At 64.9% G+C, this 13,415-nt stretch carries 13 protein-coding genes; 12 read left to right on the top strand and 1 reads right to left on the bottom strand.

Annotated elements, in window-relative coordinates:
• Positions 1-5: 5 nt before the first annotated feature.
• The 3 genes from HZZ13_RS05210 to HZZ13_RS05200 are packed head-to-tail and all read left to right on the top strand — an operon-like array spanning position 6 to position 2,763.
• Entirely contained in the window at positions 6-1,028 is a 1,023-nt protein-coding gene (locus tag HZZ13_RS05210; protein WP_197958585.1) for a quinone oxidoreductase family protein, read from the top strand.
• A 2-nt stretch (positions 1,029-1,030) separates the two neighbouring features.
• Positions 1,031-1,390 (top strand): cupin domain-containing protein, encoded by a 360-nt coding sequence (locus HZZ13_RS05205; RefSeq protein WP_197958584.1) that lies wholly within the window; start codon positions 1,031-1,033, stop codon positions 1,388-1,390.
• A gap of 23 nt (positions 1,391-1,413) precedes the next feature.
• Positions 1,414-2,763: a dicarboxylate/amino acid:cation symporter gene (locus HZZ13_RS05200; protein WP_197958870.1), complete on the top strand. Its 1,350-nt coding sequence runs from the start codon at positions 1,414-1,416 to the stop codon at positions 2,761-2,763.
• Positions 2,764-2,903: 140 nt separating this feature from the next.
• Here the strand turns inward: HZZ13_RS05200 and HZZ13_RS05195 are convergent, their stop codons facing one another.
• A complete protein-coding gene (locus tag HZZ13_RS05195) occupies positions 2,904-3,821 on the bottom strand; it encodes a LysR family transcriptional regulator (protein WP_197958583.1) in 918 nt (305 codons plus the stop codon).
• A gap of 107 nt (positions 3,822-3,928) precedes the next feature.
• Between HZZ13_RS05195 and HZZ13_RS05190 the strand changes: the two genes are divergently transcribed.
• From HZZ13_RS05190 to HZZ13_RS05150, 9 genes are read left to right on the top strand one after another with little or no spacing between them, the layout of a single operon-like run.
• Positions 3,929-4,252 (top strand): Dabb family protein, encoded by a 324-nt coding sequence (locus HZZ13_RS05190; RefSeq protein WP_197958582.1) that lies wholly within the window; start codon positions 3,929-3,931, stop codon positions 4,250-4,252.
• Positions 4,249-5,325 (top strand): maleylacetate reductase, encoded by a 1,077-nt coding sequence (locus HZZ13_RS05185; RefSeq protein WP_197958581.1) that lies wholly within the window; start codon positions 4,249-4,251, stop codon positions 5,323-5,325. Before HZZ13_RS05190 ends, HZZ13_RS05185 begins: the two co-directional genes overlap by 4 nt.
• Positions 5,326-5,330: 5 nt before the next feature.
• Positions 5,331-6,704, top strand: coding sequence for an amidohydrolase family protein (locus HZZ13_RS05180; RefSeq protein ID WP_197958580.1), 1,374 nt, complete (start codon positions 5,331-5,333; stop codon positions 6,702-6,704).
• Positions 6,705-6,725: 21 nt separating this feature from the next.
• A complete protein-coding gene (locus tag HZZ13_RS05175; RefSeq protein WP_197958579.1) occupies positions 6,726-7,628 on the top strand; it encodes an NAD(P)-dependent oxidoreductase in 903 nt (300 codons plus the stop codon).
• A 15-nt stretch (positions 7,629-7,643) separates the two neighbouring features.
• Entirely contained in the window at positions 7,644-8,528 is an 885-nt protein-coding gene (locus HZZ13_RS05170) for an intradiol ring-cleavage dioxygenase (protein ID WP_197958578.1), read from the top strand.
• 59 nt (positions 8,529-8,587) lie between these two features.
• Positions 8,588-9,979, top strand: a complete 1,392-nt coding sequence (locus HZZ13_RS05165; RefSeq protein WP_197958577.1) for an FAD-linked oxidase C-terminal domain-containing protein — start codon at positions 8,588-8,590, stop codon at positions 9,977-9,979.
• Positions 9,976-11,481 (top strand): sugar ABC transporter ATP-binding protein, encoded by a 1,506-nt coding sequence (locus HZZ13_RS05160; RefSeq protein WP_197958576.1) that lies wholly within the window; start codon positions 9,976-9,978, stop codon positions 11,479-11,481. The genes HZZ13_RS05165 and HZZ13_RS05160 overlap by 4 nt, the downstream gene beginning before the upstream one ends.
• Positions 11,474-12,424: an ABC transporter permease gene (locus HZZ13_RS05155; RefSeq protein WP_197958575.1), complete on the top strand. Its 951-nt coding sequence runs from the start codon at positions 11,474-11,476 to the stop codon at positions 12,422-12,424. Before HZZ13_RS05160 ends, HZZ13_RS05155 begins: the two co-directional genes overlap by 8 nt.
• A complete protein-coding gene (locus HZZ13_RS05150; protein ID WP_197958574.1) occupies positions 12,421-13,398 on the top strand; it encodes an ABC transporter permease in 978 nt (325 codons plus the stop codon). The genes HZZ13_RS05155 and HZZ13_RS05150 overlap by 4 nt, the downstream gene beginning before the upstream one ends.
• The last annotated feature ends 17 nt before the right edge of the window (positions 13,399-13,415 follow it).

The raw sequence follows: 13,415 nt of genomic DNA, 5'->3' as shown, positions 1-13,415 counted from the left end.
GAGCCATGAACGTCATCAGCAGATCGGCTACCAGCGCTTCCGTTGAGGCGACTTGCGTTCGGCTCAACGCCAAAGCGGCGGACGCAGCATCGCTCGAGCCCGTAATCGAGCGACACTCGCTTTCACGGCGGCCGGGCGAGGTCGTCGTCGCCGTTGAAGCCGCCGGCGTCAATCCATCCGACGTGAAGGCCGCCACTGGCCTGATGCCCTATGCGGTGTTCCCGCGGACGCCCGGCCGCGACTTCGCCGGACGGGTGATCGACGGCCCGAGCGAATGGGTCGGCAAGTCCGTGTTCGGCACCTCCGGCGATCTCGGCATCCGCCGCGACGGCACGCACGCATCGCACCTGGTCGTCGAGACAGCGGCGCTTGTCGAAAAGCCTGCTGGCATCTCCATGGACGAAGCGGCCGGACTGGGCGTGCCCTTCGTGACGGCGATCGAAGGCTTCCGTCGATCCGGCAGACCGAAGCCCGGCGAGCATGTCCTTGTGATGGGAGTCAACGGCAAGGTGGGGCAGGCCGCGGTGCAGCTTGCGACCTGGCGAGGCGCCAAGGTGATCGGCGTGGTGCGCAAGGACGAGGCGTATGAAGGCCACGCCAACGCGCCGGTCGAGATCGTCAACTCGGCCACGACCGACGTTGCAAAGCGAGTCCGCGAACTGACCGACGGAAAGGGTGCCGACATCGTCTTCAACACGGTCGGCGACCCCTATTTCGACGACGCCCACCATTCCCTCGCAAAGGACGGGCGGCAGATCCTGATCGCGGCCGTGCACAAGACCGTGCAGTTCAACATTCTGGAGTTCTACCGGGGCCGGCACACCTATGTCGGGATCGACACTCTTGCCTTCTCCTCGATCGAGAGCGCCGACGTCCTGCGGGGCGTCCTGTCCGGCTTCGCCGACGGCTGCCTTCGCCCCTTCCCGATCAGGGACACCGCCATCTATTCCCTCGCCGACGCCAAAGCGGCCTATGCCGCGGTGATCGGGGCGTCCCGCGACCGCATCGTGCTGCGCCCGGAAGCCTGATCATGCACGTCGTCCGCTTCGCCGAAGCGCCCGAGTATACCGCACCCGGGCATCACGACATGGCGATGGTCCGCCTGCAAGGACGCGAGGCGGGGCCCTCATCCGATCTCTGGATCGGCGTCTCCGTGCTCGCGCCTGGCGGCGGAACGACCCTGTCCTCGTCGGCGCAGGAGAAGATGTACGTCGTGCTGGACGGCACGCTCCACATCGCGAACGGCGAGACCGAAGTCTCGCTTGGGAAATGGGATTCCTGCCGTATCGCGCCCGGCGAGGATCGCCGCCTGACCAACAAGACGAATTCGCCCGTGACGGTCCTCCTCGCGATGCCGCTCTCGGCCGACGAACGTCAAAGAAATCCATAATCAGGGAGAAACAGATGAACGGCATGTCGACCGGCGCGCGCGCCAGGAAGCCATTCTACGGCATTCTGTACGTGCAGGTACTGGCCGCAATCGTGATCGCCATCGCGCTCGGCCACTTCTGGCCGGCGGTCGCCATCGACATGAAGCCGTTCGGCGACGGTTTCATCAAGCTGATCAAGATGGTGATCGCGCTCGCGATCTTCTGCACCGTGGTCAGCGGCATCGCCGGCATGTCGGACATGAAGAAGGTCGGCCGCGTCGGCGGAAAGGCCCTCCTCTACTTCGAGGTCGTCTCCACGCTCGCTCTGCTCATCGGCTTTTTCGCCGCCCATCTGGCGACGCCTGGGGCCGGCTTCAACGTCGATCCCGCGACGCTGGACGCCAAGGCCGTCGCGCAATACGCCGGCAAGGCGAAAGAGCAGACCATCGCGGAATTCCTGCTCAACATCATTCCGAACACCGTCACCGACGCGTTCGCCCGCGGCGACATCCTTCCCGTCGTGCTGATCTCGGTCCTGTTCGGCTGCGTGCTGTCGAGGCTGGACGATCGTGCCAGACCTGTGCGCGAGGTCATCGATGCCGGATCGATGCTGATCTTCGGTGCCATCAACGTCATCATGCGTTTCGCGCCGATCGGCGCCTTCGGAGCGATGGCGTTTACGGTCGGCCGCTACGGCATCGGTTCGCTCGGGCCCCTGATCAAGCTGGTGGGCCTGTTCTACCTGACGTCGGCGCTGTTCGTGTTCGGCGTTCTAGGCCCTATCGCGTGGTGGTCCGGCTTCAGCATCTGGAAATTCCTCGTCTACATCAAGGAGGAGATCCTGATCGTACTCGGCACCTCCTCGTCGGATCCCGTCCTGCCGAGCCTCATGGAGAAGCTCGAGCGTCTCGGCTGCTCGAAACCGGTGGTCGGTCTCGTCGTGCCGACCGGCTACGTGTTCAACACCGATGGCTCCTCCATCTACATGACGCTCGCCGCTCTGTTCGTTGCCCAGGCTACCAACACGGATCTTTCGATCTCGCAGCAGATCGCGATCCTTGCAGTGGCCATGCTGACCTCGAAGGGAGCGAGCGGCGTCACCGGCGCGTCGTTCATTGCGCTGGTCGGAACACTATCGGTCGTCCCGACCATTCCGGTCGCCGGCATGGCGCTCATCCTCGGCATCGACCGTTTTATGAGCGAAGCGAGAGCCTTAGTGAATGTTATCGGCAATGGCGTTGCGACCATCGTCGTTTCGCGCAACGAGGGTGAGCTCGATGTCGCCCGCATGAAAGCCGTGCTGAATGGGGAGGTAACCGCCGAAGCGGCGGAGCTCGCCGGAAGCTTGCAAGCTGCAGACAGCCCGGCGCTTCCGGTTCGAACTCGGATTTAGGGTGCGAAGGCGGAAGCAATGAGAATGCAATCAAGGCCTTTGCTCTGGTTTGTTGGCTCATCTCAAGCTCACAAGTCACGACTGGTCTCTCCGTAGCCGTCTATCCTGCTCGCTATTCCAGCGGAACGCATGGCAGTGTCTCAGGTGTCGATCCAAATTCCTTCCATGGAATTGCGGTGAATATGATCGACGAGAAAATCTGAAAACGCGCGGATCTTGGCGGGTAGTCCGGTTCTATTCTGATAGGCGATATTCATCGTCAGGAGCGGCAATTCCCAGTCAAGCAACAGCGGAACAAGCTTCCCTTCCACGATATCGCTCTGCACGATGTAGAGCGGCTGGATCAGGATGCCGAGCCCTGCCCGCGCGGCGCCGCAGATGATCTGGCCATCATTGCTGTCGAGAGTCGGGGCGATACGGACGGTCTGCGTCGCGCTGCCCTTGCTCAATCGCAGCGAATAGGGATCGTTGGCGAGATTGTAGACCAGCATGTCATGGCGCGCGAGATCGGCGGGATGCTCGGGGACGCCGTGCGCCGCGAGATAGGACGGCGCAGCCGCCAGCACGCGGCGCATCTGTCCGATGCGGCGGATGATGATGTTGGAATCCGGCTCCTGCTCCCGCGTGCGGATTGCGACGTCGATGCCGGCCTCGATGAAATCGGGATAGCGGTTGGCCGCAATGATTTGGACGTCGAGCTTCGGATAGAGTTTTCGAAATGCCGGCAGCATCGGCGCCATGTAGATCATCGCAAAGGACAACGAACTGGTGACGCGCAGCATGCCTTTTGGCGAGAGCGCGCGATCGCTGACAGCGTCCTCGGCCTCCGCAAGCTCGTTCAGGAGCGTGCTGCAACGCTGAAGCAGCTCTTGCCCGGCCTCGGTCAGCCACTGCCTGCGCGTGTTGCGCTCGATCAGCCGGACCGCGAGCCGCTCCTCGAGCGCGCTGAGGTGCCGGCTCGCCGCCGCGTTCGACATCCGCAAAGTTTCGGCGGCCTTGGAGAGGCTGCCGAGCTCGGCCGTCTTGGAAAACACCTCGAGCTGGAGGAGCCGGTCCATTCTTCCTCATAATGGAAAAGAGACTTGCGATTTTTGACCTTTATTTCCGATTTCTGCAAGGCAAAATGGACCCAACAAGCAAGAATGCAGGCGAGGAAATCTAGGAAATGTCGGGTCCGATCAAACACATCGTGATGTGGCGGCTGCGCGCGGACACGGCCGCGGAGCGCCTGGCGGCGCGGACCAAGGTCAAAACCCTGTTCGAGGGCCTGAAGGGCCGGATCGGAGGCCTCACCCATATCGAGGTCGGCGTCGATGTCAGCGACGTCGATTATGCCTGCGACGTTGTCCTCGTCTCCGAGTTTACCGATCACGCGGCGCTGAAGGCCTACGCCACCCATCCGGAACATCTGCGGGTGCGCGAGGAGCTCGGCGACTTGCGGATCGGACGCTTCCAGGTCGATTATCCCATGACAGAGACCGGCGCATGATCGGTTCGTTTACCTTTGAAAACCTGCCCTGCCGCGTCGTGTTCGGCAGCGGGACGCTGGCCGCAGCCAGAGCCGAGATCGAGCGTCTCGGCGGTCAGCGCGCGCTGGTGCTGACGACGCCCCAGCAGGAAGCACAAGGCAAGGCGCTCGGCGCAGCGCTCGGCCCGCTCTATGCCGGGATCTTCGCCGGCGCCACGATGCACACGCCGGTCGAGGTCACCGCGCGGGCGCTCGCGGCGATGAAGGCATGCGATGCCGATTGCGTGGTGGCGCTCGGCGGCGGATCGACGACGGGATTGGGCAAGGCGCTCGCCTTGCGCACCGGTGTCAACCAGCTCTGCATTCCCACCACCTATGCCGGCTCGGAAATGACGCCAATCGTCGGCCAGACCGAGAACGGCCTGAAGACCACGGTGCGCGATGCGGCCGTGCTGCCGGAGACCGTGATCTACGATATCGACCTGACGACGACGCTGCCGGTCGGCCTTACCGTTACATCCGGCATCAATGCCATCGCCCACGCGGTGGAGGCGCTTTATGCGCGCGACGCCAATCCCGTGACATCGCTGATGGCCGAAGAAGGCATCCGCGCGCTCGCGCGCGCCTTGCCCGCCATCGCCGCCAAGCCCGACGATCGCGCCGCCCGCAGCGATGCGCTTTACGGCGCCTGGCTGTGCGGCGTCTGCCTCGGCACCGTCGGCATGGCGCTGCATCACAAGCTCTGCCACACGCTCGGCGGCACCTTCGACCTGCCCCACGCGGAGACGCACACCATCGTGCTGCCGCATGCGTTGGCCTACAACGCGCCCGCCGTGCCTGACGCGATGGCACGGATCGCGCGTGCGATCGGTGCTTCGGATGCATCGAAGGGGCTGTTCGATCTCGCCAAGCGCCTGGGCGCGAAGGTCGCGCTGCGCGACATCGGCATGCCCGAGGGCGGCATCGACAGGGCGGCCGACCTCGCCGTCACCAACGCCTACTGGAATCCGCGCACGCTCGAGCGGGGCGCCATCCGCGGCCTCATCGCGCGCGCCTGGGCCGGCGAGCCGCCGGTCATCTCCAAAGCGGCCTGATCGCGATGAAGCGCACCCTCATCCAATCCGCAACCATCATCAGCATGGACGACCGCATCGGCGACGTCAGGGATGGCGATTTGCTGGTCGAGAACGGGCGGATCGCGGAGGTGCGTCCGAGCATCGCGCTTGGCAGCGGCGCGGCGGAGACCGAGATCGTCGACGGTCGCGGGCGCATCGTCATTCCCGGGCTCGTCAACGCCCATATGCACACCTGGCAGACGGGCTTGCGCGGCTTTGCGGCGAACTGGACGCTGCTGGAATATTTCCGCCGCATGCATGCGGGGCTCGCGACCCTGTTTATGCCTGACGACATCTATATCGCGACCCTCGTCGGCGCGCTGAACCAGATCAATTGCGGCACCACCACGCTGGTCGATTGGTGCCACAACAACCCTAGTCCCGCTCATACCGACGCCGCCGTGCGCGGCCTGATCGAGAGCGGCATTCGCGCCGCCTTCTTCCACGGCTCGCCAAAGCCCGAGCCGAAACCGGGCGAGCCGCATTTCTCTGAGGTGCCACATCCGCGCCACGAGATCGAGCGGCTGCTGGCAGGTCCCCTCGCCGACCGCAATAGCCTGGTCACGCTCGGGCTCGCCATTCTCGGCCCGCATTATTCGATACTCGATGTGTCCTTGCATGATTTTCGGCTGGCGCGGGAGCTTGGCCTGATCGCCTCGATGCATCAGGGCGGCGGACCGGCGAAGACGCCAGGCGGATGGGAGAAGCTGATCGAGGCCGGTCTCGTCGGCCCCAACGTCAACATCGTCCATGGCAACGATTTGCCGGACGAACTCCTGCAAAAGCTGATCGATCTCGGCGTCACCTTCTCGGTGACGCCGGAGAACGAGATGATTCAGGGCCATGGCTTTCCAATCACCGGACGGCTGCTCAAGCGCGGCGTGCGCCCGACCATCGGCATCGATCTGGAATCCGTGCTGCCGGGCGATCTCTTCTCCGCGGCGCGCGTGGCGCTATCGATGCAGCGTGCGCTCGATAATGCAGAGATGCGCAGGAGCGAGGGCACGATCCCGGCGACGACAACGATCCCGGCGCGCGAGGCACTGCGCTGGATCACCACCGAGGGCGCGCGCATGCTCGGCCGCGAGGACCAGATCGGCTCGCTGACGCCGGGCAAACTCGCCGATCTCGTGATCATCAACGCCGACGATCTCAACCTCTTCCCGGTCCACGACCCCGTCGCCAGCGTGGTGATGCAGACGAGCCTTGCCAATGTCGAGGCGGTCATGATCGGCGGTATCTGGAAGAAGCGGAACGGGAAACTGCTGGTCGACGGGCTCGATCGGAAGAAGGAGCTTCTCGCGCAATCCGGCCGGCGGCTGGTGCGGGACATCGAACGACAAGGGCACCCCGCATGACGCGGCCAACGGACAAGAACAATGACTGATACAAGCAAGCAGGTCGCTTTCATCGGCGTCGGCAAGATGGGACTGCCGATGTCGGAACTCGTCGCCAGGGCCGGCTTTGGCGTCACAGCCTTCGACCAGAGTGCGGCGCGGCTCAAGGAGGCGCGCGAGCATGGCATCGCCGTCGCGGGCTCGCCCGCGGAGGCCGTCAACGGCCGCCCATGGGTGATCACGTCGCTGCCTGACGATGCCGCGTTGCGCGCGGTGATGCTCGGCCCGACCGGCTTGATCGGCGCGATCGCGCCGAAGGCAGTGCTGATCGAGACCAGCACGGTCAGCGCCGAAGCCTCGGCCGAAGTCGATGCCGCCGCGCAGGCGCGCGGCATCTCATATCTGCGAGCACCGGTCTCCGGCAATGCCAGCATCGTGCACACGGGAGCGCTGAGCTGTTTTGTTTCGGGGCCGAAGGAGGCGTTCGAAATTGCAAAACCGCTATTGGCGAGCTTCACCCGCGCCCAGACCTATCTGGGCGCAAGCGAGGAAGCGCGCTACGCAAAACTCGCGGTCAATCTCATGATCGCGGTCTCGGCCGCGATGATGGCCGAGAGCCTGGCGCTGGCGCGCAAGGGCGGCATCGGCTGGCAGGACATCTTGAACGTGCTGGACGAGAGCGCGGTGGCCTCGCCCATGGTGAAGTACAAGACTGCGCCGCTGCGAAAGCGCGACTTCGTCTCGAGCTTCTCCTGCAAGCAGATGGCCAAGGATCTCGATCTCATCTTAGGGGCCGGCCATGCTGTCGGCGTGCCGCTGCAGCTCGCCGCGCAGGTGCGCGAGACCTATGGCGCGCTAATCGCGCAGGGCGAAGGCGAGACCGATTTCATCGCGACCGTGAAGCATCTCGAACGACTATCCGGCCTCGGCGAGCCCAAACTCTGATCGACGGAGGCGAATATGCGTAATTTCAGCGAAACCAACATCACCGACGCCGTGCTGGAGCGCATCGCGGGCGCGAGCGATCCGCGCATCAAAGAGGTCAGCGAGGCCCTGGTGCGCCACCTCCACGCCTTCGTGCGCGAGGTGCGCCCGACCCAGAAGGAATGGGAGTTCGGCATCGACTTCCTGACCCGCACCGGCCACATGTGCGACGACAAGCGCCAGGAATTCATCCTGCTCTCGGATACGCTCGGCGTCTCCATGCTGGTCGATGCGATCAATCATCCGGTGCCCGAGGGCGCGACCGAGACCACCGTGCTCGGCCCGTTCTTCGTCCAGGCCGCGCCGGAGAAACAAAGCGGCGACGACATCTCGGGCAACATGGAAGGCGATCCCATGATCGTCACCGGCTCGGTGTCGACGGTCGATGGCCGCCCGCTCGCCGGCGCCGTGGTCGACGTCTGGCATTCCGACAATGACGGCTACTACGACGTGCAGCAGCTCGATGAGATCGGCGATCTCGCCATGCGCGCCCGCTTCCACACCGACGCCAACGGCCGTTTCCATTTCTGGTCGATCAAGCCGGCGGCCTATCCGATCCCGCATGACGGCCCGGTCGGCGAGATGCTGGAGGCGCAGGGCCGCCATCCCTGGCGTCCCGCGCATGTGCACTTCATGATCTCGGCGCCGGGCTTCGAGCAACTCGTCACCCACGTGTTCGTGGCCGGCGACAAATATCTCGACTCTGACGTGGTGTTCGGCGTCAAGGACAGCCTGATCCACGATTTCGTGCTCTGCCCGGCCGGCCGTGCGCCGGATGGTCGCATGGTGGATAGCGCCTACTATCACCTCAATTATGATTTCGGCCTGAAGCAGGCCGCAAGCAACGCACAAGCGGCGTAAGCCGAACGTCGAATCGACGGACGAACAACAGTTCGCGACAAGAACGACAGGGAGAAACGATGGGATCGCCGGTCAACAGTGCCGCCTTGGCGGAACGCCTCACGGGCGTGATCGGTCCGCGTGCGACCATCGCACGCGGCGTGCTCGACCAGCATGGCCAGAGCGAGTCCTATTATCGCGCCCTGCCCCCCGACATCGTCGTGTTTCCCGAGACGACCGCGGAGGTCGTCGAGATCGTCAAGCTCTGCGCCGGCGCGAACATGCCGATCGTTCCGTTCGGCGCCGGCACCTCGCTCGAGGGCAACGCGTCCGCGGTCGCGGGCGGCGTCTGTATCGACTTCGCGCGCATGAACAAGGTGCTCACCGTCCACGACAGCGACATGAATGTCGTGGTTCAGCCCGGCATCACCCGCAAGCAGCTCAATGCCGAGCTGCGCGGCACCGGGCTTTTCTTCCCGATCGATCCCGGCGCCGATGCCTCGATCGGCGGCATGACGTCGACGCGCGCCTCCGGCACCATGGCCGTGCGCTACGGCACCATGAAGGACAACGTCATGGCGCTCGAAGTCGTGCTGGCCGACGGCCGCGTCATCCGCACGGCCCGTCGCGCGCGCAAATCGGCGGCTGGCTACGATGTGACGCGGCTGTTCGTCGGCGCCGAAGGCACGCTTGGCGTCATCACCGAGGTCACGCTGAAACTGCATCCGCTGCCCCAGGCGATCTCGGCTGCGGTGTGCAGCTTCGACACGCTGCACAATGCGGTCGATACCGCGATCTCGATCATCCAGGCCGCCATTCCGGTGGCCCGCGTCGAGCTGCTTGACGAAGTCATGATGCGCGGCATCAATGCCTATGCCAAGCTCGGTTATCGCGAGGCGCCAACACTGTTCTTCGAATTTCACGGCTCGGAGAGCGCGGTGGCCGAACAGGCCGAGCTGGCGCAGGCGATCGCGGCCGAGCACGGCGGCCGCGGCTTTGAATGGGCCAAGGCGCCGGAGGATCGCAGCCGGCTCTGGCACGCCCGCGACAACACGCTCTATGCCGGTCTGGGCCTGCGGCCCGGCGCGCGCGCCGTCATCACCGACGTCTGCGTTCCGATCTCGCGGCTCGCCGAATGCCTGACAGAAACAAGGCGGGATGCGGATGAGCACGGCTTCACCGCGCCGATCGTCGGCCATGTTGGCGACGGCAATTTCCACATGCTGATCCTGGTCGATCCCGCAAGGCCTGAAGAGATCGACGGCGCCAAGGCGCTCCAGGCCCGCATGGTCGCCCGCGCCATTGCGATGGACGGCACCTGCACCGGCGAGCACGGCATCGGCATGGGCAAGATCGACTATCTCACCGACGAGCTGGGCGAAGCCGTGGATGTAATGCGATCGATCAAGACCGCGCTCGATCCGAACGGGCTGATGAATCCCGGCAAGATCCTTGCGGGAGTCCGGCCATGAGCGAGACCGCAGTGACGCCGCTATTGGAACTCCGCAGCATCAGCAAGTCGTTCCCGGGCGTCAAGGCGCTCGACGACGTGTCCTTTGCGCTCTACCCCGGCGAAGTCCACATGCTGCTGGGCGAAAACGGCGCGGGCAAGTCGAGCCTGATGAAGGTGCTGTGCGGCGCCTACCAGGCCGATGCCGGCGAGTTCTTCCACAAAGGCGAGAAGGTCGAAATTACGTCGACCGCCGACGCGCAACAGCTCGGCATCGCCGTGATCTTCCAGGAATTCTCGCTCGTCCCCTATCTCGACATCGCCCAGAACATCTTCCTCGGCCGCGAGCCGAAGGGCCGCATCCCCGGCACCATCGACCGTCGCAAGATCCTGGCCGACGCAAAACGCCTGCTCGACACGATCGGCTTCGACATCGATCCTTCCGTCGTGGTCAACACGCTCGGCGTCGCCCAGCAGCAGATGGTCGAGATCGCGAAAGCCATCAGCCAGAATGCGCGCATCCTGGTGATGGACGAGCCGACCGCCGCGCTCTCGGACCGGGAGACCGAGCTCTTGTTCGCGCTGATCGCGCGGCTCAAGGCCGATGGCGTCTCCATCGTCTACATCTCGCATCGCATGGCCGAAGTGTTCGCGCTCGGCGACCGTATCACGGTGCTACGCGACGGCCGTCGCATCGATGGCGTCAAGCCGGCCGACGTCACGCCCGACCAGCTCGTCCGCATGATGGTCGGCCGCAATGTCGACATGACCTATCCGCGCAATTTCGCCGACAAGCCCGGCGAGGTGCTGCTCGAGGTCAAAGGCCTGACCGCGCCGAGCGGCATTTCCGACATCAATATCGAAGTACGCCGCGGCGAGATCGTCGGCCTCTGCGGCCTGGTCGGATCGGGCCGCACGGAAGTCGCGCGCGCCATCTTCGGCGCCGACCCGGTCGCCTCGGGCGAAATCGTGTTCGACGGCAAGCCGATCTCCGGCGAGCCGGATGTCGCCTCCCGCCGCGGCATCGCGCTGATCCCGGAAAGCCGTAAGAGCGAGGGCCTCGCTTTGCTCCGCTCCGTCGGCGACAACCTCGTGGTCTCGGCGCTGCGAAAACTGTTCCCGAGCGGGCTGTTCGATCCGCGCCGCGGCCAGCGCACCGCCGACGGCCTGATCCGGCAGCTCCGCATCGCAACGCCCAGCGCACGCCAGACCGTGGGCCTGCTCTCCGGCGGCAACCAGCAGAAAGTCGTGATCGGCAAATGGCTGGCAGCCGGCGCCAAGCTTTTCATTTTTGACGAGCCGACCCGCGGCATCGATGTCGGTGCCAAATCCGAGATCTTTGCGCTGATCGACCGGCTCGTCGCCGAAGGCGCGGCCGCCCTGATGATCTCCTCCGAGCAGGTCGAGATCTGCCATGTCTGCGACCGCGCCTATGTGATGCGCGAAGGCCGCGTCGCCGGACATTTGACCCGCAACGAGCTGACCGAGGAGAACATCGTGCGATTGGGGATGCATCATGCGTGAGGCCGCGGTCGTAGCACAGCCCAATCCGCTCCAGCGCATCCCCGGCGTCGCCATCGCGCTGGCGGCGCTGATCGTGCTGTTCGGGGCGATCGCGCCTGGCTTCCTCACCCCGGCCAATTTCTCCAACGTGCTGGTGCAGTCGACCATCCTGACCATGCTGGCGCTGCCGATGACGCTGATCATCATGAGCGAGGGGCTCGACCTTTCGATGGGCGCGGTGCTGACGCTGACCTCGCTCTGCGTCGCCATCGTTTCGCTTTCGACCAAGTCGATGCTGCTCGGTCTCGGCGCCGGCGTGCTGGTTGGCGCGGCCTTCGGCACCGTCAACGGCTGGCTGGTCGCTATCCTGGGTATCCCGCCGTTCGTGGCAACCCTCGGCACCCTCGGCATGGCGCAGGGCCTGTCGCTGATCGTGTCCGACGGCCAGAGCGTGGTCGGCATTCCCCACAGCGTTCGCGACATCTATTCGGCGACGCTGCTCGGCATCCCCGTGCCGATCGTGCTGGCGCTCGTGACCTACGCTGCCTTCCACGGCCTGCTCTATCACACCCGCTTCGGCAGCTATGTGTTCGCGCTCGGCGGCAATCGCGAAGCGCTGCGTTATGCCGGCCTCTCGCCCAACAAGCTGCTGATCGCGGTTTACGCGCTCGGCGGCACCATGGCCGGTGTCGCCGGCCTGTTGATGACCGCGCGCATGAATTCGGGGCACCCGACCGCCGGCCTCGGGCTTGAATTCGATGCGATAGCGGCGGTCGCCGTCGGCGGCACCTCCTTCGAGCGCGGCAATGGCTGGCTGCTCGGCACACTGCTTGGCGTCCTCGCCGTCGGCGTGCTGCGCAACGGGCTGAACCTGATCTCGCTGCCCTCCTCGGTGCAGGTCGCAAGCGTCGGCGTCCTCGTCATCGTTGCCCTGTTTCTCGATGGCCTCAGGAGCCGGGCATGACGGACATCAGCAAGGAGGCCCTGCCGCTGCCCCGCTCCTTCCTATCCCAGGACGCGATCCAGCTGTTCTATCGCCTGCTCGCCGTGCTGCTGATTTGCGCCGTGCTGGCGGTGCTGAACGATTCCTTCCTTAGCCTCGGCAACATCCTCAACGTGCTGCGCCAGGCGAGCCTCACCTTCTTCATCGCCTCGGGCCTGACCTTGGTGGTGCTCACCGCCGGCCTCGATCTGTCGGTCGGCGCCAATGTCGCGCTGTCCGCCTGCATCGCCGGCACCGTGATCCACACGACCGGTTCGCCCGTGCTCGGCATCCTCACCGGCCTTGCCTGCGGCGGCATCGTTGGCCTGCTCAATGGCATCATGGTGACGGCGCTGCGCATCCCCTCCTTCATCGCCACCTATGGCATGCTCTGGGTGCTGAACGGCCTGACTTATTGGTACATGGCCGGAGAGACGCTGCACGGCTTCCCGGCCGGTTTCCGCCAGATCGGCAGCGGTTATCTGTTCGGCCTGCCGATCCCGGTCTATCTGCTGCTGGTGTTCCTCGGCATCGGCACGCTGTTCGCGCAGCGCACGATCTGGGGCCAGGAGATTTACGCCATCGGCGCCAATCCGGTCGCCGCCCGCCTCTCCGGTATTCCGGTCGCGCGGCGGCTCCTCCTGGTCTATGCGGTATCAGGCACGATGGCCGGGCTTGCCTCGATCATCTTCCTGTCCCGCCTCAACTCGGCCGAGGCCGATATCGGCGAAAGCCTGACCTTGCCGGCGATTGCGGCCGTGCTGATCGGCGGCACCTCGCTGTTCGGCGGCGTCGGCACCGTGTTCGGCACCTTCATCGGCGCGTTGATCCTGACGCTGGTGCTGAACGGCATGAACCTGCTCTCGGTCAGCGCCAATTGGCAGCCGCTCGTCACCGGCATCATCGTGATCCTGGCGGTCTGGCTCGACATGAAGACCCGGCGCCGCGCGCAATGAGTTTTCGACAAATCCAA

Origin of the sequence: Bradyrhizobium agreste (assembly GCF_016031625.1) — a bacterium.
Taxonomy (GTDB): Bacteria; Pseudomonadota; Alphaproteobacteria; order Rhizobiales; family Xanthobacteraceae; genus Bradyrhizobium; species Bradyrhizobium agreste.
The sequence above is the reverse complement of the archived record's forward strand: the minus strand, read 5'-3'. Positions and strand labels throughout refer to the sequence as shown.

Coding starts and splice junctions, on each gene's coding strand:
- HZZ13_RS05210 (WP_197958585.1), top strand. CDS start 6: ATGAACGTCATCAGCAGATCGGCTACCAGCGCTTCCGTTGAGGCGACT.
- HZZ13_RS05205 (WP_197958584.1), top strand. CDS start 1,031: ATGCACGTCGTCCGCTTCGCCGAAGCGCCCGAGTATACCGCACCCGGG.
- HZZ13_RS05200 (WP_197958870.1), top strand. CDS start 1,414: ATGTCGACCGGCGCGCGCGCCAGGAAGCCATTCTACGGCATTCTGTAC.
- HZZ13_RS05195 (WP_197958583.1), bottom strand. CDS start 3,821: ATGGACCGGCTCCTCCAGCTCGAGGTGTTTTCCAAGACGGCCGAGCTC.
- HZZ13_RS05190 (WP_197958582.1), top strand. CDS start 3,929: ATGTCGGGTCCGATCAAACACATCGTGATGTGGCGGCTGCGCGCGGAC.
- HZZ13_RS05185 (WP_197958581.1), top strand. CDS start 4,249: ATGATCGGTTCGTTTACCTTTGAAAACCTGCCCTGCCGCGTCGTGTTC.
- HZZ13_RS05180 (WP_197958580.1), top strand. CDS start 5,331: ATGAAGCGCACCCTCATCCAATCCGCAACCATCATCAGCATGGACGAC.
- HZZ13_RS05175 (WP_197958579.1), top strand. CDS start 6,726: ATGACTGATACAAGCAAGCAGGTCGCTTTCATCGGCGTCGGCAAGATG.
- HZZ13_RS05170 (WP_197958578.1), top strand. CDS start 7,644: ATGCGTAATTTCAGCGAAACCAACATCACCGACGCCGTGCTGGAGCGC.
- HZZ13_RS05165 (WP_197958577.1), top strand. CDS start 8,588: ATGGGATCGCCGGTCAACAGTGCCGCCTTGGCGGAACGCCTCACGGGC.
- HZZ13_RS05160 (WP_197958576.1), top strand. CDS start 9,976: ATGAGCGAGACCGCAGTGACGCCGCTATTGGAACTCCGCAGCATCAGC.
- HZZ13_RS05155 (WP_197958575.1), top strand. CDS start 11,474: ATGCGTGAGGCCGCGGTCGTAGCACAGCCCAATCCGCTCCAGCGCATC.
- HZZ13_RS05150 (WP_197958574.1), top strand. CDS start 12,421: ATGACGGACATCAGCAAGGAGGCCCTGCCGCTGCCCCGCTCCTTCCTA.